This window comes from Clostridium beijerinckii HUN142 (genome assembly GCF_000621745.1).
Classification (GTDB): Bacteria; Bacillota; Clostridia; order Clostridiales; family Clostridiaceae; genus Clostridium; species Clostridium beijerinckii_A.
Window position 1 is genome coordinate 352,281 of sequence record NZ_JHXK01000005.1, and the last position, 24,321, is coordinate 376,601.

At 31.1% G+C, this 24,321-nt stretch carries 18 protein-coding genes; all 18 read right to left on the reverse strand.

Translation table 11 applies throughout. The annotated features are described in order from the left end of the window. Positions 1–31: 31 nt before the first annotated feature. Positions 32–823, reverse strand: a complete 792-nt coding sequence (locus T483_RS0101375; protein ID WP_026885203.1) for an aminoglycoside N(3)-acetyltransferase — start codon at positions 821–823, stop codon at positions 32–34. Between the two features lie 25 nt (positions 824–848). Beyond that, entirely contained in the window at positions 849–1,700 is an 852-nt protein-coding gene (locus T483_RS0101380; RefSeq protein WP_026885204.1) for an AraC family transcriptional regulator, read from the reverse strand. A 46-nt stretch (positions 1,701–1,746) separates the two neighbouring features. Further along, a complete protein-coding gene (locus tag T483_RS0101385) occupies positions 1,747–2,796 on the reverse strand; it encodes a Gfo/Idh/MocA family protein (protein WP_026885205.1) in 1,050 nt (349 codons plus the stop codon). A gap of 31 nt (positions 2,797–2,827) precedes the next feature. Continuing rightward, positions 2,828–3,799: a sugar phosphate isomerase/epimerase family protein gene (locus T483_RS0101390; protein ID WP_026885206.1), complete on the reverse strand. Its 972-nt coding sequence runs from the start codon at positions 3,797–3,799 to the stop codon at positions 2,828–2,830. Between the two features lie 34 nt (positions 3,800–3,833). Continuing rightward, positions 3,834–4,934, reverse strand: coding sequence for a Gfo/Idh/MocA family protein (locus tag T483_RS0101395; RefSeq protein WP_026885207.1), 1,101 nt, complete (start codon positions 4,932–4,934; stop codon positions 3,834–3,836). A 502-nt stretch (positions 4,935–5,436) separates the two neighbouring features. Beyond that, on the reverse strand, positions 5,437–6,801 hold the full coding sequence (rlmD, locus tag T483_RS0101400; RefSeq protein ID WP_026885208.1) for a 23S rRNA (uracil(1939)-C(5))-methyltransferase RlmD: 1,365 nt from the start codon (positions 6,799–6,801) through the stop codon (positions 5,437–5,439). A gap of 619 nt (positions 6,802–7,420) precedes the next feature. Beyond that, on the reverse strand, positions 7,421–8,842 hold the full coding sequence (gene pyk / locus T483_RS0101405) for a pyruvate kinase (RefSeq protein WP_026885209.1): 1,422 nt from the start codon (positions 8,840–8,842) through the stop codon (positions 7,421–7,423). 145 nt (positions 8,843–8,987) lie between these two features. Further along, a complete protein-coding gene (gene pfkA, locus T483_RS0101410) occupies positions 8,988–9,944 on the reverse strand; it encodes a 6-phosphofructokinase (protein WP_026885210.1) in 957 nt (318 codons plus the stop codon). A 455-nt stretch (positions 9,945–10,399) separates the two neighbouring features. Beyond that, positions 10,400–13,975, reverse strand: coding sequence for a DNA polymerase III subunit alpha (locus tag T483_RS0101415; RefSeq protein ID WP_026885211.1), 3,576 nt, complete (start codon positions 13,973–13,975; stop codon positions 10,400–10,402). Between the two features lie 103 nt (positions 13,976–14,078). Further along, complete coding sequence (locus T483_RS0101420) at positions 14,079–14,363, reverse strand: Dabb family protein (protein ID WP_026885212.1); 285 nt, start codon at positions 14,361–14,363, stop codon at positions 14,079–14,081. 23 nt (positions 14,364–14,386) lie between these two features. Beyond that, positions 14,387–15,334 carry a DNA-binding protein WhiA gene (gene whiA / locus T483_RS0101425; RefSeq protein ID WP_026885213.1) on the reverse strand — a complete coding sequence of 316 codons (948 nt, stop codon included), beginning with the start codon at positions 15,332–15,334 and terminating at the stop codon, positions 14,387–14,389. Positions 15,335–15,376: 42 nt separating this feature from the next. Further along, positions 15,377–16,729 carry a gluconeogenesis factor YvcK family protein gene (locus tag T483_RS0101430; protein ID WP_026885214.1) on the reverse strand — a complete coding sequence of 451 codons (1,353 nt, stop codon included), beginning with the start codon at positions 16,727–16,729 and terminating at the stop codon, positions 15,377–15,379. Beyond that, a complete protein-coding gene (gene rapZ, locus T483_RS0101435; RefSeq protein WP_026885215.1) occupies positions 16,726–17,610 on the reverse strand; it encodes an RNase adapter RapZ in 885 nt (294 codons plus the stop codon). Before rapZ ends, T483_RS0101430 begins: the two co-directional genes overlap by 4 nt. A gap of 239 nt (positions 17,611–17,849) precedes the next feature. Further along, positions 17,850–18,764, reverse strand: a complete 915-nt coding sequence (murB, locus tag T483_RS0101440; protein ID WP_026885216.1) for a UDP-N-acetylmuramate dehydrogenase — start codon at positions 18,762–18,764, stop codon at positions 17,850–17,852. 237 nt (positions 18,765–19,001) lie between these two features. Then, the gene (uvrC, locus tag T483_RS0101445) at positions 19,002–20,867 is read right to left on the reverse strand and encodes an excinuclease ABC subunit UvrC (RefSeq protein WP_026885217.1); all 1,866 of its coding nucleotides are present in this window, start codon (positions 20,865–20,867) and stop codon (positions 19,002–19,004) included. Positions 20,868–21,021: 154 nt separating this feature from the next. Continuing rightward, the gene (locus T483_RS0101450; RefSeq protein ID WP_026885218.1) at positions 21,022–22,491 is read right to left on the reverse strand and encodes a peptidoglycan D,D-transpeptidase FtsI family protein; all 1,470 of its coding nucleotides are present in this window, start codon (positions 22,489–22,491) and stop codon (positions 21,022–21,024) included. A 3-nt stretch (positions 22,492–22,494) separates the two neighbouring features. Further along, on the reverse strand, positions 22,495–23,715 hold the full coding sequence (locus T483_RS0101455; RefSeq protein WP_026885219.1) for an FtsW/RodA/SpoVE family cell cycle protein: 1,221 nt from the start codon (positions 23,713–23,715) through the stop codon (positions 22,495–22,497). A gap of 153 nt (positions 23,716–23,868) precedes the next feature. Further along, positions 23,869–24,312: an FHA domain-containing protein gene (locus T483_RS0101460; protein ID WP_026885220.1), complete on the reverse strand. Its 444-nt coding sequence runs from the start codon at positions 24,310–24,312 to the stop codon at positions 23,869–23,871. Between the last annotated feature and the right edge of the window lie 9 nt (positions 24,313–24,321).

The following is a 24,321-nucleotide window of genomic DNA, read 5'->3' on the forward strand; positions in this document are numbered from 1 at the left end:
AATTTGCTCATTATAATATTACTTTATATGATTATTTTCTATTCTTTTCAATCCATTCAACTGCAAAATCTACAATTTCTCGTTGCCTCATGAATCTTACATCCGCATTCCCTATTTTTGTATTTTCAACTCTATACTTTTTCTCAAAATCAATTCCTATATCCATAAAATCTTCACCATCAACATATAACGTTGAATACGTAACCCATTTACGCTCGCCATCTTTCATCATTGCACAACTGTTTCTCTCCATATGCTTTGATGGATAATCAGCTCTTTCATCTGCTAAATGAATAGATGTATTTTTATCATATCCAGTTCCCAATAGTAATACATATCCATCTAAATCATATAATTTCCCAATTGGAGAACTTTCGCCAAAAATATCGCTTAAATCATGGTTGTTTATTAAGTATTGTGCATTTTTTCCCCATGCAGCAAAAGACCTTACAGGATGATCACTTCTTAAAACACCTGGCCACTTTCTAAACATTTCTGCTACTGCTCCCATTGTATTTGTTGGAGTAATATTCTTATCATAAGCTGGCCAATTATCTCTTATAATATCCCACCACTCTATTGGTTCCTCCCAATGTACACCATATGTTGGGTCCATGTTTTTCCATGTCTGTGTAGTCATAATTATGGTTCCATCTTTTCCAACTAACTCTATTAACGCTTCAATTATGATCTGTGGGCCTCCACAAACAAATCCAAAGCTTTTCATTGAAGTATGAACTATAATATTTTGTCCACTTTTTATACCAAGTTGTTGTAGCGCATTTACTATATCTTTTTTAATTACAATTTTTCTATCCCCCATACCCTTTCCCTCTCAACTTTAATATTTAATTTTTATTATCTCTTCTATATTTCATAGGCGTGCAACCTACTATATTTTTAAATAGCCTATTAAAAGTTTTAATGCTATTAAATCCACAGTTATAGGCTATCTCTGCAATAGTTTCATCTTCCTCAATTATACGCCACTCTGCTTTTTTAATTCTATAATTATTTAGATAATCTAAAAATGTTACCCCAGTATTTTCTTTGAAAAACTTTGTAAAGTAATATTTACTAAACCCTATAGACTTTGAAATATCATCTAAATCAATATGCTCTTGATAATTACTATCTACATATTGAAATACACTATCCATTTTCTTTAATCTTTCCTTTTCGCGGCTTAAGTCTTCAGATGAATATGCTTGCTTAGGTATATATCTAAGTAGTATACCCGCCAAATCATATAGTCTGGCTTTTATTATTAACTTGTATCCTTCCTCAGCCTTACTATATTCATTGATAATCTCATTTATGTGCCTCTCCATTAGTGCATGGATTTCATTCCCTATGGTTAAATGTATTGATTGATTCCACATAGGTTTTATTATTTTAGTATCTTTCGTTCCAGAAAGAAAATTATCATATATGGAAGTTCTAAATTGTATTACAGCTCTATTACTAAATTTTTTCTCTTTAAAAAAACAATGTATTTCTCCACCACCAATTATAAGTATATCACCTTGCTTTAAATTATAAGTATCTCTATTAATACATGCCTTTAGGGTACCTTCCACAAGATAAATAATTTCTATATCTTCATGCCAGTGATGTGGTGTATTAGAATACCCATCATTAAAAAACAATCTAAAAGGAAATTCAGGTTCTAATACTGTTTTTTCAAAACTCCCATGCATAAATATCTCCTCCAAAATAATTACAATTAAGCTTCTTGATTAATTTCTATAACTCTATCACCTTCTTCTTGATAACTGATTCACGAATAATCTCCATAAGCTTCATAACCCTCATTACCTCTGTATTCTTTACAAGAATTTCTTCTTCTCCTCTTATAGCTCCCATAACATTTCTATAAAAGTCCTTAATATCAGAAGAAACAATTTTAAGTGCTTCTTCTTTAATTGTTTCTTCTGTCCTAGGCGCCATAGTTTTTGTTAATCCGGCAGCTGTTCTAATAGGAATTGCATCATTTTTACGGCTATCAGTTATACGAACGACTTTGCCTCTTAAATTCCAGTCCTCTATCACAGCTGTACCATTTTGACCTAACACATACCAGCGTGGTAAATTTATAAAATTGCTTGTTCCAACTTCTACAACGTAAATTAATCCGCTTTCAAATTCTAACTCAGCAGTAAATCCATCATCCACAAGTTCATTGGTAACATGAGTAAATCTAGCATATACTGATTTTATCCTTTCATCAATCATTATGCATGCCTGGTCAATAATGTGAACACCCCAATCTAAAAGCATTCCACCACCATGTTCTTCTTCTTGTCTCCAATCACCTGGTATGCCACGAGATCCATGTACTCTAGACTCTATTCTAAAGACATTTCCTAAGATAGCTTCATCATATATCTTTTTTACAGTTAAATAATCCTCATCCCAACGTCTATTTTGATGAACAACCAAAAATTTATCCATTTCTTCTGCTACGTCTACCATCTCTTTAAATTCTAAAGATGACATTGCTACTGGTTTTTCACAAATTACATTTTTGCCAGCTTTTAATGAACTGATTACTATCTCTTTATGTACATCATTTGGTGTTGCACATAAAACAATATCTACTTTCTCATCTTCTAAAAGCTCTTTAAAAGAATTATACGGATTTATTCCATTCTCTCTAGCAAATGCTTGTCTATCTTCTTTAATATCATAAGTACCGCAAACAGTCAAATTATCAATTCCTTCAATTAACTCACGATGCCAATTTCCCATGCCTCCCAATCCAACTATTGCTAAATTGAACATCTCATTACACATTGTTTTATTTCTCCCTATCAAATTTTTATAATTATGCCCAAAACATATCACCTTTAGCTTCAAAAATAATTGCATCCTTTAAACAATTTATTGCTTTTATCAACCCTTCTTCTGTTGTCATCAAACTATCCTCATGTTCTATACTCAACGCATGATCATACCCAACCATTCTCAACGCAGAAACAATGTCCTTCCAATAGCCAACATCATGTCCATAGCCGACAGAGCGAAAAATCCAAGAACGTTCAATTTCCTTACTGTAGTGTCCTACATCTAGCACACCGTTTATTGGACAATTGATTTCATCTATCTTTGTATCCTTTGCATGAAAGTGGAAAATGGCATTATGCTTTCCGAGCTCCCTAATTGCTGCCACTGGACTAACTCCTTGCCAAATTAAGTGGCTTGGATCAAAATTAGCACCAATTTCTGGTCCTACAGCTTCGCGCAATCTTAATAAACTTTTAGGATTATATACACAAAAACCAGGATGCATTTCAATAGCTATTTTATCTACCCCATGAGCCCTTGCAAATTTCACTTTTTCCTTCCAGTAAGGAATTAAAACTTTATTCCATTGATAATCTAATATTTCAATAAAATCTTCTGGCCATGGGCAAGTAACCCAATTTGGTTTTTGGGAAGTCTCACTGTCACCAGGACAGCCAGAGAAACAATTTAATATTCTTACTTCCATTTTTTCGCACATTAAAATTGCATTAGTCAAATCATCATCGAATTTTTTTGCTATTTCCTTATTGGGATGAATTGGATTGCCATGACAACTAAATCCACTGATTTCTAAACCACTTCTTTCTAAAATAGATTTAAATTCGGCCAACTTTTCTTCATCTTTTAATAAAATTGCTGGGTCACAATGATGTCTCCCTGGATAACCTCCGCAACCGATTTCAATTGTTTGTACACCTTTACTTGCCAAAAAAGAACAAGCATCTTCAAAAGATCTATCTTGTAAAACTGGATTAAATACACCTAATTTCATATAAATTCATCTCCATAAAATATAATATTATTAATTATTTAAAATATACAGCCTTACCAGTTTTAGCAGACTCATATATTGCTTCTAATATTTGAGTAACTATTAAAGCTTGTTCAGGCCTAACCACTAATTCATCACCATTAATGATTGCATTATAGAACGTACTTTGTTCTATATCAGGAGCACTATCTTCTTCTCCATCATAAAAAGCAACTCCAGTAGCATCTAGTGCAGGCTTTTCTATACATTGTTTATTATACTTAACAGAATTTATCCTCAAACCATCTTTCATATCAGCACCAGCTTTTGTACCACATAAAGAAGTTTTAGCTTCATCAACATCAAGACTATTTAGTGCCCAGCTTGATTCTAGATTTATTGTAGCGCCATTTTTCATCTTAATAAATCCAAAAGCTGAGTCCTCTACTGTAAACTCATCCTTATCCCAATCTCCCCAAGCATTTCCCGTACATGTTTGATCTCCTAACTTGTGGTATACAGATCCTAATACACACTCTGGTTCATAGTTATCCATCATCCAAAGTGTTAAATCAAGGGCGTGAGTACCTATATCAATTAATGGACCTCCACCTTGTTCATCTTCATTTAGAAATACTCCCCAAGTTGGAACAGCTCTACGCCTTATTGCATGTCCCTTTGCATAATAAATTTCACCTAAATCACCGTTTTCGCATGCAGCTTTCAAATATTTTGAATCTGCTCTGTATCTATTTTGATAACCTATAGTTAGGATTTTGCCAGTTTCTTGCGCTACTTCGAGCATAGCTTTAGCTTCAGCGTATGTTTTAGCCATTGGTTTTTCACACATAACATGCTTATCAGCTTTCATTGCTTCAATAGATATATAACTGTGTGATTTATTTGGAGTTAAGACGTAAACGGCCTTAATTTCTTTTTCTTTTGCTAAAAGAACTTTGTAGTCAGTATAAATTCTACTTTCTTCTTTGCCATATTTAGCTTTTGCTTCTATAGCTTTTTCTTCTATTAAATCACAAAATGCTTCTATTTCTATGTTGTGATTCTTTTTTATTGCTGGTAAATGCTTTCCGTTTGCAATACCTCCACATCCTATAATAGCAACCTTTAGTTTCTTTTCATTGCATGTATTCTCCATAATAATTCCCGACTTTCATAGCTTATTAAACCTTAAAGTTTGAAGTCAGTTTTTCACTTCCTTTCATAGTAAATTATCATAATTTATTACTCTTATGAATGATACGTATCATTGTCTTTCATAAATAATTCTATACTTAAATTCGTCCATTTACTCGCCATTAATTGCTTAGTTATTCTCAAATATTGTTTTGCGCATATTCTTTGAATGCTATGATATATTAATTTACCACTTTAGGTTCAAATCTAAATTATCTACATTACAAATTTTAATAGTTTATCCAATTTAATTTTTTAATATAATTTCCTTTCCCCATACATAATCCATTATTTAAAACCACATAAAAAGAAAAACCTTATTTTATTAAAATAAAGTTTCTTCTTTTCTCTTACCTTCTATTTTATTTTTTTCTTATCTAGCGACTCTTATTAGATTAATTATTAGCGGTGGCAAATGGATCAAATTGCTTTCATGCAATCTTATGAATCGCTCATAATTCAAGCTATTTTCTAATTAATTTAGCGACAGTTTCCACATGCCTTGTATTTGGAAACATGTCTACAGGCTGTACTTCTATTGTTTTAAATCCTAAACCCTCTAAGTGTTTTAAATCTCTTGCTAAAGTACTTGGATCACATGATACATACACCACTCTTTTAGGCTTAGCTTCCCCTATAGCATTTAGTAAATTGATATCGCATCCCTTTCTTGGTGGATCTACGACTATTATATCTGGGTTGATTCCATTTCTTATTAACTCTGGAATCACTTCTTCAGATTTTCCTACATAAAATTCCGAGTTGTCTATTCCATTTATTTTTGCATTGTCTACCGCATTATCTATCGCCTGCTCTACTATTTCAACACCATAAACTTTTTTTGCATTTTTAGATAAAAATAATGTTATTGTTCCAGCACCGCAATATGCATCAAAAACAATTTCATTTCCGCTTAAATCGGCATATTCTAAAGCCTTATTATAAAGTACTTCTGTTTGAATAGGATTTATTTGAAAGAAAGATAACGGTGAAATATTAAATTTATATTCACCTATGTAATCAGATATATAATCCTGACCCCACAAAGTTATACACTTATCACCGAGAACCAAACTATTATTTTTAGTATTTATATTCTGAATTACTCCTTTTAAATTTTTAATCTCTTGTCTAATATCTTCTATCAGTTCTTCTTTATTAGGAATTTCCTTATCAGTAGTAATCAGTACAACCATAATTTCATTAGTTTCAAATCCCTTTCTTACCATTATATTTCTAATTAGCCCTTCACTAAAAAATAAAGTATCTTTCCTAGCAGGTAATATAGAATACTTTTTCATCCACTTTCTTACTATTCTTATAATTTTATCAGTTTCCTCATCCTGAATTAAACAATTATCCATATCAACAACTTCATGTGTTTTTTCACTAAAAAATCCTATTGAAGGCTCATTGTTTGTCAATCCAATTGAATATATTCCCTTATTTCTATACCTATACGGAAATTTCATACCTATTGTATTTTTAACTATCTCTCCCGATAATCCACCAATTCTTTCTATACAATCCTTTACTCTATTATATTTGAATTTTAATTGCGAATCATAATCACAATGCATTAGAGTGCACCCACCACATTTTTCGTAATAATTACATTGTGGTACAGTTCTTTCGCCACATTCTTCTACTATATCTATAAGCTTTCCATAAGAATAATTTTTTTTATTTTTGATTATTTCTATCTTTACAGTTTCTCCTATTAAAGCTCCTGGGATAAATATTGGATATCCGTCTATTTTTGCGACACCCTCCCCTTCATATCCCAAGGAATTTATTTTTACAATATACTCTTTATTTCTCTCTAACACATGTACACATCCTTCATTGTTAGTATCACTTCTTAACTATAATTTTTCAAGTCAATATTTAAAAATACTTTCTACATTTTATCATATCTTATTCATTTATTTAAGATTAATATGATTTTCCTAAAATAAAAAAAAGAGCACCTTACGGTGCCAATACAGAATCAGTTGCCATTTAATTCCATAATCATTAAGTTATTATTTCTCTTTTAGAGCAATAATATACATTATATATTAAATATTATATTTATAAATGTTAATTTTTTGTTAACTTTATATATATCTTTAGAATTTAGCTAAACTTTTATTATCTTTAATACATATTACACTAAAATTCATGTGTGGCAAACATTTGAAAACTTTGACCTAAAAAAATCCCAAGCGACTTTGGAGCCGGAGATTTTTCTCACGCATCTGCATTTTCGAATGCATGTGATAAAAATTTGGTCGCCAAATAGATTTATTTTTTATTCTTTTAGTTTTTACTTACTTAAATAACCTGTCATATAAGCTATCTACAGATTTAAATCCAATATAGATTCCTAAAGAACAAAAAAGGAACTTTGGTAAGATTCTTACCAAAGTCCTCATTATATATATTAAAAAAATTATGTTTCAAATATTATTTTACTTCGCTAATTTTTAAAAGGTTTGTTGCGCCAACTTGGTCTACAGGTACTCCAGCTGCTAATACAACTATATCTCCTGCTTTAACAAATTCATTATTTCTAGCTATTTCAACTGATTTTTCTAACATTTCGTCAGTTGATTCCATCTTGCTAGCAACTACTGGATATACTCCCCATGAGAATGCTAATTGTCTAGCAACTATTGGATCTGGAGTAACAGCTATAATTGGGCATTCTGGTCTACATTGAGAAATTCTCTTAGCAGTTGCACCAGTTTGAGTTGAAGTTATTATAGCAGTAGCTTCTAATTCGTTAGCTGCATTACTAGCTGCTCTTGAAATAACTCCTGCAATAGCTGGAATATGTGATTTAGCTTGAGATATTGCTACTTTGTATTCTAAAGATTTTTCAGTTTCTTCAGCAATCTTAGCCATTGTAGCTACAGCTTCTACTGGGTAATCTCCATTAGCACTTTCTCCTGATAACATAATTGCATCAGTACCATCTAATATAGCATTAGCAACGTCTGAAACTTCTGCTCTAGTTGGTCTTGGATTTCTCATCATAGAATCTAACATTTGAGTTGCAGTTACAACTGGCTTACCAACTGCTTTACACTTCTTGATGATCATCTTTTGAACTGCTGGAACTTGTTCTATTGGAATTTCAACACCAAGATCTCCTCTAGCTACCATTATAAGGTCTGAAGCTTCTAAGATTTCGTCTAAGTTGTCAACACCTTCTTGGTTTTCAATTTTCGAACAAATAAGGATTCTTTCTCCACCATTTGCATCAAGTATTTCTCTGATAGTCTTTACATCAGATGCTTTTCTTATGAATGAAGCAGCTATCATAGTAACTCCAACTTCACAACCAAAAATTAAATCTGATTTATCTTTTTCAGTAAGAGCTGGTAATTGAATTGACACTCCTGGTACATTAACTCCCTTATGAGTTCCAACGAATCCAGTGTTTTGAACTTCACACTTAATAGCATTTCCTTCAACAGATTTAACAGTTAATCCTACTAAACCATCATCTATTAAGATAGTATTTCCTGGCTTAACATCATTTGCTAACCCTGCATATGTAACTGAACACTTAGTAGTGTCACCAACTACATCCATATCTCCAGCATATACTGTAAATTCAGAACCCTTAGCTAATTCAACTTTCTTTGGTTCAAATTTACCAGTTCTGATTTCTGGTCCTTTTGTATCAAGAATTATTGCAATTTCTCTATTTAACTTTTTTGATAGTTCTTTAACTTTCTTAATTCTTCCACCATGTTCTTCGTGGTCTCCATGTGAAAAGTTATGTCTTGAAGCATTCATTCCTGAAAGAACGACTTTTTCTAATATTTCCATATCTTCACTTGCAGGGCCAATAGTACAAATCATTTTAGTTTTTCTCATTAAACTAACACTCCTCTTTCTTCTATTAGGCACATTAAATAAAATAATAGTCCAAAGATGCAACATAGATATACATGCTGATCTATTATTTTCTCGATTGTACCTTATTTATAAAATTTATATAAATAAACTATAAGCTAAATTATTATGATAATACTTGAGCGATATCATATAGCTCTTTATCAAATTTACTTTCCATATCAAGAGCTTCATCTATATCTTGATCTATTATTTTATTATCTCTAATTCCTATTACTCTTGAAGTTCCACCTTTTAATAATACTTCTATAGCCTTTGCTCCCATTCTTGAAGCTAAAACTCTATCTGTAGCACTAGGACTTCCACCTCTTTGAATATGACCTAAGATTGTTGCTCTTGCTTCAATTCCAGTTACTTCTTCAACGTACTTTGCAAGTTCAAATGCTCCTCCAATTCCTTCTGCAAGCATTATTAGATTATGCATTTTTCCTTTATTCTTACCTTCTAAGATAGTTCTACAAAGTGCATCTTTATCAAACTCCATTTCTGGAATTATAATTGCTTCTGCGCCTCCACAGATACCTGCATATAAAGATAAATCTCCACAGTCTCTACCCATAACTTCTACAATTGAAACTCTTTCATGAGAAGTTGAAGTATCTCTGATTTTATTTATAGCATCTACAACTGTATTTAACGCTGTATCAAATCCTAAAGTAAAATCTGTATAAGCTAAATCGTTATCTATTGTTCCTGGTAATCCTATTGTTTTAATCCCAAGCTTTGATAATAACTTTGCACCCATAAATGAACCATCTCCACCTATAACTACTAAAGCTTCCACACCATAAGCTTGTAATATTTTTGCAGCCTTTTTTCTTACTTCTTCATTCTTGAATTCAGGACATCTAGCAGTTCTTAAAATTGTTCCACCTCTTTGGATTATATCAGATACTGAATTTCTATCCATGCTGAATAATTCTCCATTGATAAGTCCACTATAACCTCTTTGTACTCCCATAACTTCAATTCCGTTATGAAGCGCAGTTCTTACTACTGCTCTAATTGCAGCATTCATGCCTGGTGCATCTCCACCACTTGTTAACACAGCTATCTTTTTCATAATATATATTTCCTCCTTAAAATACCGCAAAGGGACCTTCAAGGACCCTTGTGTACATAATATAACCATAATTTATTAATCAAGAATTATTGTACATAAATTTGAACCAATTATCAATGATATTTAACCATTTTCTGATATTATTCTAAAATAAATGTCTAAATTTTATGAAAAATTTCACAATACAAATAATTTGAAAATTATTTTACTGAATTTATGACTATATACCGCTAAATATCATATTTTTCATATAAGCTATCTTTATTTATAACAAGGACACTAACTGCATTTTCATAATAGTTTTAGTGTTATAAAACAATGAACGTAATTTGTCTTCTCTATTATAACCAATAATCGATAAATTTATATAAAATAATATAATTTTTGTGATATTAATTTTTGTAATATTTTTCATTTATATATTTACTAAATTTTCAATCACATCTTGTTTCTAATTATGAATCTAATACTTTAACATTCTCTTCTCCTAAAGTTTGTCTCAGTAAGTTCATAGCATCGCTTTCTAAGGAAATCCACCTATCTCTCGGCACCCTAAATTTTTGTCTTCCTTTACTCTCAAATATATAAATAGGAGTATCTCCCATATATTCTTTTATCAATAATTCTTTTAATCTTTTACTCAGAACTGTTGCTGCCACCTTATCATCAACTCTTAAATATACCTTTGAAGTATTGACTTTCTCTAGAGGTTCTATACTTTCGCAAATAAGTTTTGGCGGTTCATCTTCTTTCAAACTTAGTCTACCTTTAACTATTACTAAACTATCTGTTACACATAATTCTTTTACTTTCTCCAAAGTTTTAGGGAAAACTATTACCTCAATCGTTCCAGTTAGGTCTTCAAGTTTTAGGAATGCCATTATAGAATTATTTCTTGTTACCTTTTGGTTGACATTAGCAAGTATTCCTCCAAGAATTACTCTATCATTATCCTGTAATGTATCTTCCTTATTAAACATATTAATTTCACCAATATCACTCTCAAGAGAGTCATCTAACGTTTCATTCATTAGAAATATTTTAGAAATCTCATTTGTAGTCTGCATTTTCAGACTTTGAGCATAGTCATCGAGGGGATGTCCCGTAATGTAAAGTCCGGTCATTTCTTTTTCCATAGCCAATAAGTTACGTTTATTAAATTCTTTAATATTAGGGTAACTAACTTCTGGATTTTTTAATTCTTCACTTGCAAATAAGCTTATTTGTCCATCAATATTTCTTCTCTTATCACTAGATATATTATCAATTAATTTCTCGTGAACAGCTAACATCTTAGATCTAAAAACATTAAAGTCATCTAAAGCTCCAGCTTTTATTAAGCATTCAATAGCACGCTTATTTATTGATGATGGCTCCATTTTATTTATAAAATCCACCAATAATTCAAATTTGCCTTTTTCAGCTCTTGCCTTCACTATACTTGCTACAACATTGGTTCCAACATTCTTTATTGCTGCTAATCCAAATCTAATTTTATTATCTTTAACAGTGAATTTAGAAAAGCTTTCATTTATATTAGGTGGTAAAACTTGTATTCCAAGCTCTTCTGCTATACCGATGTAGTATGCTACTTTTTCACTAATCCCCATTATTGAATTAAGCATTGCTGCAATCATCTCTACTGGATAATACTTCATAAGATATGCTGTTTGATATCCAACAACTGCATATGCTGCTGCATGTGATTTGTTAAACGCATAAGAAGCAAAGTCCATCATGGAATCAAAAATTTTATTAGCTATCTCTTCTGAAATTCCATTTCTCACACATCCTGGCACTATTATCTCATCATTTTCAACAATACCATAAATGAAATTTTTTCTTTCTTCCTCCATGACCTTATGTTTTTTCTTTGACATAGCTCTTCTAACCATGTCACTTCGCCCCATAGAATATCCTGCCAAGTCTCTAACAGCCTGCATTACTTGTTCTTGATATACTAAACACCCATAAGTTACTTTTAATATTGGTTCTAACTCTTTGGTTAGATAAGTAGCCTTTTCTGGATTTCTCTTTCCCTCTATGTATCTTGGTATCTCAGCCATTGGACCAGGTCTGTATAAAGAGATTCCTGCAATTATGTCTTCAAAGGAATCAGGCTTTAATTCTTTCATAAATGAAGTCATTCCTGGTGATTCCAATTGGAATACTCCTGCTGTATTACCTTCTCCAATCATATTATAAACTTCTTCATCTTCAAAATCTATCTTGTCTAAGTCTATATCTACTCCTCTATTTTCTTTAATCATTTTAACAGCATCATTCATAACAGTTAATGTTCTAAGCCCTAAGAAGTCCATTTTAAGCAATCCAAGCTCTTCTAGTGTGTTCATTCCAAATTGAGTTACAATCATCTCATCATTTTTCTGCAATGGAACATATTCAACTAATGGTTTCGATGCTATAACCACACCCGCTGCATGGGTAGAAGAGTGCCTTGGTAGTCCTTCTAAATCCTTTGAAACGTCTATTAACGCTTTTACTCTTTCATCAGTATCATAAGCCAATTTAAGCTCCGGATTTAAATCTAACGCCTTCTCTATAGTTATTCCTAACATTGTTGGTATCATCTTAGCTATCCTATCAACTTCTGCATAACTATAATTCATGGCTCTTCCAACATCTCTTATACATAATCTGGCTGCCATTGTACCAAATGTTATTATCTGCGAAACGTTGCTTGCTCCATATTTCTCAACGACATAATCAATAACCTCTTGTCTTCTTTCATAGCAAAAATCACTATCTATATCAGGCATAGATACTCTTTCTGGATTTAAGAAACGCTCAAAAATCAAATTATATTTAATTGGATCTATTTTGGTAATTCCTAACGTATATGCCACTATTGAACCTGCTGCAGATCCTCTCCCTGGACCCGTAGGTATTCCACTTTCATACGAAAATCTAACAAAATCCCATACAATCAAAAAGTAATCAATATATCCCATTTGCTTTATGACTTGAAGTTCATATTCTAATCTATCAACATATTCTCTAGCTTCTTCATAGTTTGCTACTACTTTTTCAATTTTACTATAGTCCAAACTTTGATTTTTAAGGTTCTCAAATACACTATATCTATCTATGAGACCTTTATAACAAGTATCTCTAAGATACTCATACGGATCTTGGTTGTCTTCTAACGGAAATTTAGGCAGTTTAGATTCGTGAAACTTATATTCATAGTTACACTCATCTGCTATCTTAATAGTATTTTCTAAAGCCTCAGGAACATAGGAAAACAAATCCCACATTTCATCTGCTGATTTTAAATAAAATTGATCTGACGGATATCTTCTTCTATGAGGATCATCAATGGTTTTAGCTGTTTGTATACACATTAGTACGTCATGTGACCTAGAATCTTCCTTACTTATGTAGTGAACATCATTAGTGGCAACTAATGGTATGCCAGTTTCATTAGATAGTTTTATATTTTCTTCATTTACTCTCTTTTGTTCTTCCATTCCATGATTTTGTAACTCAATATAAAAATCACCATTAAAAATTTCTTTATATATTAAAGCTGTCTCTTTTGCTTTCTCATAATTACCTTTAAGATGGTAAGATTGTACTTCACCTCCTAAACATGCACTCAAAGCAATTAACCCTTCACTATGTTTCTTCAAATATTCATAATCTATTCTTGGCTTATAATAGAATCCTTCAATAGATGCAACTGATACTATTTTCATTAGATTTTCATATCCAATTTGATTCTTTACTAATAAGACTAAATGATAAGTTGAATTTTCTTTATCTGGTTGTTTTATATGTCTAGACTTTGGTACAACATAAACTTCGCATCCTAAAATAGGTTTTATATCATTTTCCTTTGCCGCCTTATAAAAATCTACAAGCCCATATAAAACTCCATGGTCAGTAATAGCAATACTCTTCATACCTAATTCTTTTGATTTCTTCATGAGCTTTCCTATTTTTCCCGATCCATCAAGCAAGCTATATTCTGTATGCAAATGTAAATGACAAAATTGTTTTTCTTCCATCATCCTCACCTCCTCTTTAAATTAACAATTAATTCAAAGTTTAAAATTTATAGTTTTTTTAGGACTTTTCTAATTAAACTATAAATCTTAAACCATACGTTATTTAAAAATCTAAAGTTTTACTGCCTTCCATATATGGGCCTATAACTTTTTTAACTTTTTCAACATGAAATTCATTCACATCATATGACAAATAATCTTCCTTATTATCAAATCTTGTTATAAGTCCAATATCATAACTTCTATCGCTTTTTATTACATCTATCCCCACTTCTAGCTGCTTTAATTCTTTAATCATTCCATTCATAGATAATAAAGTCTTTTCCACAAATTTTAAATTTTCTGTTGTTGATTCTTTCAATTTAAATAATACAATGTGCGTAAACATAATATCCTCTCCCTTTAATTTAATTATCTGCTTGTTCTTAATTCCTCTGCTATCTTTTCTATCTTTCTTAATCTATGATTTATTCCCGACTTTCCTACTGGAGGATCTAACATTTCTCCTAATTCCTTCAGTGATTCATCTGGATAATTTAATCTAAGTTCTGCAATTTCTTTTAAGTTATCTGGTAATCTTTGTAATCCAATCTGTGATTGTATAAGTTTTATGCTTTCAACCTGCCTCACAGCTGCATTTACTGTTTTAGAAAGATTTGCTGTCTCACAATTAACAAGTCTGTTTACATTATTTCTCATTTCCTTCATTATTCTTATATTTTCAATCTCTAAAAGTGATGAATGAGCTCCTATTACATTAAGCAAATCTACTATTTGTTCTCCTTCTTTGATATATACTATGAAACTATTTTTTCTTTGTATAACCTTAGAATTTAAACTGAAAGTATTAATTAGATTCGATAGATCTTTTGCATACTCTTCACTATGCGTTACAAATTCTAGGTGGTAAGTTTTCTCTGGGTTACTTATGCTTCCTCCACCAATAAACGCGCCTCTTATATATGCTCTTTTTATACCTTCATCTTTAAAAATATACTCCTCTATCCTATAATCCAAACTCATTATTCCATCAATTTCTTTAAGTATTCCAGTGTCGCTTAATAATCCCCTAACACCCATTTCTTCAGAAATCACTACCATATAAATATTATTCTTCTTTAAAGAGTTACTCTTCTTTACCATTAACTTTGAATGTATATTAAAGTGATCCTTTAAAAGTGTAAAAATCAATCTAGCACTAGCTGGGTTTTCTGTGGTCATTTTAAAACTAAGTCCACTTCCACTAAAAGCTAATGTACCACTAACCTTCATAATAGCTGATATTTCTGCCAACGCCTCTTCCTTCGAAATATCTATATATCTGCATATTTCTCCTTTAACTTTAGATGAAAATGACATTCCGTTTCCTTCCTTATCTATAAATTTTCTTATAATTTATAATTAATCAATTACTTTTCCTTTTTCTTCTCTGACTCTTTCTTTAATACGTTGCGATAAATACATATATTCTATTATCTTTTTCTTATCATATAAAAGTTTCTTTTCCATTATTGTATCTACTAATATTTCTGCCAACTTATCTGAATCGTGCTTTACCAATCCATTTTTAACTTTTACTAAATCATCGCCAACTATTTTTACACCTAAACTATTAATATCTTCTCTATCTAATTTAACAAGTTCTGCACCATCTTTTTGGTATTTTTCCTTTAATTCCTCTGTTATTTCTCCTGTATTAGCAATTACATAGTCAACAATATCTTTCCCACCATATTTGAATAAAACTTTTAAGTGGTCTGATACTTTAAACCCTGTACTCTCTCCAGGCTGAGTCATTATATTAGAAATATATATTTTAATGGCACTACTCTTCCTAACTTCTTTTGCAATATCTTTCACAAGCAAATTAGAAGTTATACTTGTATACAAACTACCTGGTCCCATTACTATAGCATCTGCTTCTTTTATAGCCTCTAATGCCTCTGGAAGAGCTTTTGCATTCCCCGGAACTATTTTCAATTCTTCTATTCTAGATTTTTGTTCAATAGCCTCTTCTGGAATTTGTGATTCTCCTTTTACTATGTTGCCATTTTGTAGTTTTGCAACCAATTGCATATTATCCAAAGTAACAGGTATAACTTTACCTGTTACAGCTAATACCGAACTCATTTTTTGAACTGCTTCCTCAAAATTGTCAGATATTCCATCCATAGCCGCTAGAAATAAATTTCCAAAGCTTTGATTTTTTAATCTCCCATCAGCAAATCTATATTGAAGTAAATCCTCCATTATAGGCTCTGTATCTGCCAATGCTAAAATACAGTTTCTTATATCCCCTGGAGGTAAAATTCCCAAATCTTCTCTTAAATCTCCTGATCCTCCACCATCATCTCCAACCGTAACTATTGCAGTTATATTTGACGTATAGTACTTCAATCCTCGAAGCATTGTGGACAAACCAGTTCCCCCACCAATTACGACTATTTTAGGCCCTTTTACTAATAATCTTTTTTCATATATTAGACTTTCAATTTTTCTGCTATCTAAAGATACTTTAAGGTATCCTCTATTTACCAATACAAGTATAGATTTCATTGTTTCAGTAACTGAGATATATAAAACAAATATTCCTGTAATATTTAAAAATACATAAAAAACTTGGTAATATAAATTGTAAACTCTATGATTGACTAGCTCTGTAAATCCAAATGATATTAACAATATTCCAAAAACCCCAAACGCTAGCCATCGCTTTACTTTAATCCCAGCCTTAAGCCAATCTTTTATCCTCATAGTTTCTTTTCCCCTTTATGAAGATCTTCGGCTACATCTCTATGTTCTATTTTAGAATTATAATTTTCTCTATTTAATATCTCATAAACTTCATTAGCTATTGCAACAGAACGATGTCTTCCCCCTGTGCATCCTATAGATATAATTAACTGACTTTTTCCTTCTTTTATATAATTAGGTATTAAGTATTTCAACATGTCTATTAACTTTTCTATAAAATTCGCCGTTTCCTCTTGCTTTAAAACGTAATCTTTAACTGGTTCATCATTACCAGAATACTGTTTTAATTCCGGTATATAAAAAGGATTTGGTATAAATCTAACATCAAAAACCAAATCAGAATCTACTGGTATCCCATATTTAAATCCAAAGCTCAATACTGTAATTGATAATTGCTTTTCCGGATAGATATGATCTCCATAATTCTTATTTATTTTTTCTCTTAAATGCCTTATTTCATATTTAGATGTATCAATAATAATATCGGCTATATTTTTAACTTCTCTTAATTTTTCTCTTTCTTGCGTAATCCCAGTCAAAACTCTTCCATCTGGTGATAACGGATGACTTCTTCTTGTCTCCTTGAATCTCTTAATAAGTACCTCATCAGTTGCTTCTAAAAACAATATTTCATATTTAAATTCGTTTTTCCTTAAGTAATTTAAAGCTTCAAAAAAGTCATCAAAGAAAATTCCGCCTCTAATATCTATAACTAATGCTACTTTTTCAATATTTCCGCCACTTTGCGTGCATACTTCTGCGAACTTAGAGATTAACTTTGGTGGAAGGTTATCAACACAAAAATATCCTAAATCTTCTAGTGCTCTTGTTGCTTGTGTCTTCCCTGCTCCTGATAATCCTGTAACAATAACAAATCTCATACTACACACTCCCTTTTGCCAAAGATATTTTTTAGGCATAACTATTACTCTTAATTTGCCTTAACATCAAAATTATATCATACTATTATAATTAAATCATAAAAAACCCAAAAGTCTCTAAACTCTTGAGTTTTATATAATTTAGTGTTTACTTATAGATATATTTAACATCTATAGCTTCTATTTTTGTTTATAGTTCTAAAAATAATAATTTTTCATTTTTATAGTTACTAAAATGCTTAATCTTCACCCCAAATTCTAACTTCAGGATATAAATCTACTCCAAATTGTTTTTTCACTTCGTCCTTAACATGACATATTACACCTAATACATCCTTAGCTGTTCCATTATTATAATTAATAACAAATCCAGCATGCTTTGCTGAGACACACGCTCCGCCAATAGTAAATCCTTTTAATCCAGCATCCTCAATTAATTTTCCTGCAAAATATCCCTCTGGTCTTTTAAATGTACTACCTGCTGAAGGGTACTCTAACGGCTGTCTTTCTTCTCTCCTTTTAGTTAATTCATCAACTCTAGCTTGAATCTTTTCTTTATCACCATTAACTAAATTAAAAGTTGCACGTAATACTATATATCCCTTTTGCATAACTATAGACTGTCTATATCCTAAATTTAGTTCTGCTTTAGGAATTATTCTAATTTCTTGATTATCATCTAGTACTTCTGCGCTTTCAATGACAAATGAAATTTCTCCGTCATAAGCTCCTGCATTCATAAATACAGCTCCACCTACGCTACCCGGAATACCACAAGCAAATTGAACTCCTGCTAGTGACCCTTCTGTAGCTGCCTTCGAAACATCTTTAAGTAATGCTCCACATTCTGCAATAACCTTATTACCTATACATTCTATTTTATTGAGTTCGCATAACTTTATAACAACACCTCTAATACCACCATCTTTAACTAAGATATTAGACCCATTTCCTATTACATAAAATGGTATATTATTTTCTTTGCAAATAGTGATAGTTTCTTTTACCTGTTGTATACTGTTTGGAGTCAGAAGTATGTCTACTGGTCCTCCAACTTTAAAGTATATATGTTCACTCATTTTCGCATCTAATTGAATTTGTGACTCTTTGTATAATTTGCTGAACAAATTCTTATATTCTCCATAGTGCTTCATGCCAAAACTCCTCAAACATTTATATTAATCTGCTTTTTGTTTACATGATATAGAATAATTCAAATATTAATCTAAGACAAGTAAATTTTTATTCCGTACTATTATAGCATAATTTATTTATTTTGTTCATGTTTTTAATATATATTCAAAAAATAACATAATGCGTTCTAATTACACAGTATTGGTACAATGATCCAATACTAAAAATTAGGTTGAGCTCACCCAACCTAATTTATCTTATTTTGCATTTCTAAAATACTCTAATATACTATTTGCTGCCTTCGTATCAATTGATTCTGCCTCAAGAAGTTCATCTAATGTAGCCTTTTTAATATTATCAATACTTCCAAATTTCATTAGAAGAGACATTCTTCTCTTCTGTCCAATATTAGGTATATCATCTAATATTGAATGAAGTGTTCTCTTATCTCTTAAACTTCTATGGTAAGTAATTGCGAATCTATGAACTTCATCCTGAATTCTTCTTATCATTTGCATCAAATTAGAATTTCTATTTATTATCAATTCATTATTATTATAAATTATCCCTCTAGTTGCATGATAATCATCCTTAACCAATCCACATACAGGTATATTTACTCCTAATTTATTTAATACTTCAAGAGCTATATTTACCTGGCCCTTTCCACCATCCATCATAATTAAATCCGGAAAATTTGAAAACTTCCCGCTAGAAAACTTAATTTCCTTATTTTGAATCTCTCTAATCTCTTTTAATCCATGAGTAAACCTTCGTTCCAGAATTTCTCTCATACTATCATAATCATTAGCACTTTTTACTGTTTTTATACGAAATCTTCTATAATCACTATTTTTAGCTTTACCATCTTCAAATACAATCATTGACCCAACAGAATCTACTCCTTGTATATTCGATATATCATACGCCTCAATTCTAAGTGGCATAGTATCAAGTTCTAACAATTCTTGAATCTCTTTTAATGAAATCATATTTATTTCTTTGTCTCTCAAAATCTTATCTTTAAATTGATCTAAAGTGACTTTTGCATTGTTTTTAACTAGCTCTAGCATCTCTTTTTTCTCACCTTTTATTGGTACCTTAACAAATACCCTTGAACCACGCTTTATACTTAAAAATTCCTCCAATGCTTCAATTTCATCACTTTCTGGAATGTATATATTCTTTGGAACCTTTGGCGTTCCTCCATAGAATGAAATTATAAATTGTGAAATGATTGTTGTGTCTTCTTCATGAGAACTATTTTCAATCATAAAATGCTCTCTTCCAGTTATTTTTCCATCTCTTAAAAAGAATACTTGAACGCAACAGTCCTTCTCATCTTTATAAATATTAATAAAGTCTTCATCATTTTCTTGGGATTTAAACACCTTTTGTTTTTCTGCTATATTTTCTATAGCAACTATTTTGTCTCTTAAAGATGCAGCTTTCTCAAATTCTAGACTTCTTGATGCATTCTGCATTTCTTCTTTTAATTTATTTAAAAGACTCCTATCCTTTCCACTTAAAACTTCCATTATTTCATCCACCATTTTTTTGTATTCAATTTTAGAAATACGTCCTTCACAAGGTGCATTGCATTTTTTTATATGGTAATTTAAACATGCTCTTGTTGTCTTTTCACCTTCTATGATAGATCTTTTACAAGTTCTTAATGGAAAAATTCTTCTAATTAAATTTATTGTTTCATGCACATCTCCTGCATTTGGATATGGTCCAAAATACTTATTTCCATCCTTAGCATAATTTCTTGTTATAAAAACTCTAGGAAAATCTTCATTAGTAGTTATTTTTATAAACGGATAAAATTTATCATCCTTTAATGAAATATTATATTTAGGGCTATACTTTTTTATTAGATTACATTCTAATATTAAAGCTTCCATTTCAGAATCTGTTACTATGTATTCAAATTCGGCAATATTCTTAACCATCGCTTTTACTTTTTCCGAATGATTTTTAGAATTTTGAAAGTATTGGCGTACTCTATTCTTTAATATTTTTGCTTTTCCTACATAGATAATCTCTCCAAGTGAGTTTTTCATTAAATAAACCCCTGGTTCATTTGGCAAAATCTTTAATTGAGCTTTAAAATCAAACATTCCAGCACTCCTTTCTATGAATTTAAAGATAAAAATTAAAATTAAAAAGTGAAGAGTTTAAAGAAAAATCATTTTACTATTTCCAATTTAGTAATCTTAAGAAATTTTAATGGTTCTCCTATAGCTATTCACTTTTTATTTAACATATTTAATTTTAATTTCCAATAACTGCTTGCCTAATTAATTTTCCAGCTATCGGTGCTGCTGCACTCGCTCCATATCCTCCATTTTCAACTATTACAGCAACTGCAATTTTAGGATTACTTGCCGGTGCAAGCCCAATAAACCAAGAATGAGGTTTAGCACTTTCTCCATTAGCAAGATTGTAGTCAGCTGTACCAGTCTTACCCGCTGCATCAGTTCCTTGAAAGTAACTCCAAGTAGAGTCAATTCTTGAGTTGACTAAATTTTTCATATAGTCTTTTATTATTGTAGCATTAGCTGAACTTATAACTTGTTTATTCACTTTTGTTTCTACTGTCTTAACTACATTACCGTCCTTATCCACCACTTGACTAACAAGTCTTGGTTCCATCATCTTACCATCATCAGCTACTGTACTTGCAACCAACGCCATTTCCATAGGAGTTGCTAAAATACTACTTTGACCAATCCCTGATTGAGCTATGCTCCCAATTTCAGCTTTTGATAACTTTGGAAATTGGCTCTGATCTATTTTAAATCCATCAGATTCTACTGTATTATTAAAACCAAACTTCTCCGCAGTAGCTTTTAACTTATCATTTCCTAGTTCCATCGCCAATGTACCAAATACAAAATTACTTGATAATCTATACGCATCTTTTAGATCTATTTCACCATTAACTTCTCCATTATCATTACTCAATGATTGTTTATCATTAAAGATTATTTTACCTGTATCATTAAAAGTTCTATTTGTAACTCCCGGAATATTTTCTAATGCACTACTAAGAGTTACTGTTTTAAATGTTGATCCCGGCGGATATTTTCCTGATACTGCTCTATTTATAAATGGGCTGTCTTCATTAGAAGCTTTCATTGATCCTTCCAAATCATTTGGATTATATGTTGGCTTAGAAACCATAGCCAGTACTTCTCCTGTTTTAGGATTTAAAGCTACCACTGCACCCTTATTACTTCCAAGTGCATCGTATGCTATTTTTTGAAGCGTTGGATCTAATGTAGTTATAACACCATTACCAACTTTAACCTCATCTTCTTTTCTATTATTAAACATTGATTTTAACTTATCCACGCTAAAATCTTTGGCTAAATTTAAAATATTGTTAGTAAGCTTATTGTATGTAGTTAACTCATTATCGTAGTTTGCCTCTAATCCTGTTAATCCATATCTTGGATCTACATATCCTAGAGCATGAACATATAAATCTCCGTTAACATAAGTTCTTTTTTGTGTTAGAGCATCTACTCTTGCACTTGTTGTAAGCGGATTTTTATTTCTATCATATATAGTTCCTCTTAAAACTTCATTCCTTCTTGCCCAAAGCCTTTGATTACCTTCACTTTCAGCTATATTAGGTGCTGAAAAGACTTGAAAATATGCAATATATGAGATAAGAGCTACAAAGCAAAATAAAAAAACTACCATTACCTGTTTTATACTATTAGATACATTTTTCAATTTTTAGCCCTCCTCCGATATCTTTTGAAGTATTGCTAGTGCAAAAAACATAGTTATTATTGATGATCCCCCAGCACTAATAAGAGGTAATGTAATTCCTGTCAAAGGTATTACTGCAAACACGCCTCCAATTATAACTAGAACCTGACAAGCTATCATAGCGCTGAGCCCTATAGCGTTAAGCTGTGAAAATCTATCTTTAATTCTAAACGAAGCTCTCATTCCCCTATAGAAAAATAAGAAATATATTATCATAATTCCAAGCCCAAACACCATACCCATTTCCTCACAAATTACTGCAAAAATTAAGTCTGAGGTATTTACTGGCATAAACCCTGGATAGCCTTGACCAAGTCCACTTCCAAACATTCCACCAGAAGAAATTGAATATAATCCTTGAACTATCTGATATCCCGTAGTATCTTTATACTTCCACGGATCCCGCCATATTAATACTCTTTGCTGTACATGCGGAAACAGTTTATATGCGAAAATAGATCCCAACACAAATAGTATAAATGTTATTACTACGTACTTTTTCTTTCCAGTTGCAACATATAACATTGTTAATGAAATACCAAAAAATATTAGCGCGGATCCCAAATCCTTTTGCCCAACCAAACATCCTAATGAGTATACAACAACCAGTGCAGGTTGCCAAAGTTGTTTAAAATCTTCTATTATATTATTCTTGTCTTCATAATCATGTAAAGCTGCCGCTAAGTATATAGCAAATGTTATCTTACCAAATTCCGATGGTTGAATACTAAATCCACCAATTCTAATCCAGTTGGTTGCACCATAAACTTCTTGGTGTGCGAACAATGCTAGAGGCATTATAATCAGAGTTGCTATCAGATATACCTTCTTGTACTTAACAAAATCTCTTATATCTGGAATTATCACTACTAGAGCAATAAATATAACTATTCCAGCTGCAAAATACATTAACTGTTTAATAGCAATGTCACTATCCAATCTATATAGTACAGCTATACCTATTACTGACAATATACATGCAAATGTAATCAAAAATTTATCCCCATGAGGATAAAACTTCCGTATTAATATTTGTGTAGCAGTTATTAGGCCACATACTATCAGTCCCATATATATAGCGCCTTTATCTAGATCATCTTTTAATATTGCTAAATTTGTAAAAAGTGCTATGCATAACAAATAAGTTAGCAGTAATAGTTTTATTTCATCTCTTTTTATCTTCAATCCATATCACCCCACCGTGCTATTCCTTTGATATTTAGATTTCTAAAAATACTTTTGTAAAGCTCAGCGGAAAATATAGCTGTATAATACTTCCCGCTGAGCCTAAATTTTTTCCAATAGAAATACTTTTAATATTCTCTTTATTAAAATATCCTAAATCAAAATCTTGAAAACTGCTGTACCAATTTTTATCTCATCTTTATTAGACAGTTTTGCTTTACCATTTATCTTATTTTTATTTAGGTAAGTACCATTTGTACTATTTAAATCTTCTATAAATAAGGAACTATTCCTTATGATAATTCTTGCATGACTTCCTGAAACATGTTGATCACATAATACAATAGAATTATCATCTTTTCTTCCTATTGTCAAATCTGACCTTATAGGAATGATTGATCCATCCTTTAAATCTTTGCTACTTCCAGAATTTATAATTTCTAAGCCATAACTTCCTTTTGCTGTAGGCGGCCTTCTTTTCTTTCCTCCATTTTTAACATCCCTATACATTATCTTTAGCGCATAGTATATTATTACATATAGTATAACAATAAAAACAATTCCAAAAAAACCAGCAATTATTCTCGAAAAACTCATATTTTCACC

Excerpts from the sequence above, each read along its gene's own strand:
- T483_RS0101380 (WP_026885204.1), bottom strand. The coding sequence starts at position 1,700 with ATGCATGGGAGTTTTGAAAAAACAGTATTAGAACCTGAATTTCCTTTT.
- murB (WP_026885216.1), bottom strand. The coding sequence starts at position 18,764 with ATGAAGCACTATGGAGAATATAAGAATTTGTTCAGCAAATTATACAAA.
- T483_RS0101395 (WP_026885207.1), bottom strand. The coding sequence starts at position 4,934 with ATGGAGAATACATGCAATGAAAAGAAACTAAAGGTTGCTATTATAGGA.
- T483_RS0101430 (WP_026885214.1), bottom strand. The coding sequence starts at position 16,729 with ATGAGGATAAAAGATTGGCTTAAGGCTGGGATTAAAGTAAAGCGATGG.
- T483_RS0101460 (WP_026885220.1), bottom strand. The coding sequence starts at position 24,312 with ATGAGTTTTTCGAGAATAATTGCTGGTTTTTTTGGAATTGTTTTTATT.
- rapZ (WP_026885215.1), bottom strand. The coding sequence starts at position 17,610 with ATGAGATTTGTTATTGTTACAGGATTATCAGGAGCAGGGAAGACACAA.
- uvrC (WP_026885217.1), bottom strand. The coding sequence starts at position 20,867 with ATGTTTGATTTTAAAGCTCAATTAAAGATTTTGCCAAATGAACCAGGG.
- T483_RS0101415 (WP_026885211.1), bottom strand. The coding sequence starts at position 13,975 with ATGGAAGAAAAACAATTTTGTCATTTACATTTGCATACAGAATATAGC.
- pfkA (WP_026885210.1), bottom strand. The coding sequence starts at position 9,944 with ATGAAAAAGATAGCTGTGTTAACAAGTGGTGGAGATGCACCAGGCATG.
- pyk (WP_026885209.1), bottom strand. The coding sequence starts at position 8,842 with ATGAGAAAAACTAAAATGATTTGTACTATTGGCCCTGCAAGTGAAGAT.
- whiA (WP_026885213.1), bottom strand. The coding sequence starts at position 15,334 with ATGTCATTTTCATCTAAAGTTAAAGGAGAAATATGCAGATATATAGAT.
- T483_RS0101390 (WP_026885206.1), bottom strand. The coding sequence starts at position 3,799 with ATGAAATTAGGTGTATTTAATCCAGTTTTACAAGATAGATCTTTTGAA.
- T483_RS0101420 (WP_026885212.1), bottom strand. The coding sequence starts at position 14,363 with ATGTTTACGCACATTGTATTATTTAAATTGAAAGAATCAACAACAGAA.
- T483_RS0101375 (WP_026885203.1), bottom strand. The coding sequence starts at position 823 with ATGGGGGATAGAAAAATTGTAATTAAAAAAGATATAGTAAATGCGCTA.
- T483_RS0101385 (WP_026885205.1), bottom strand. The coding sequence starts at position 2,796 with ATGTGTAATGAGATGTTCAATTTAGCAATAGTTGGATTGGGAGGCATG.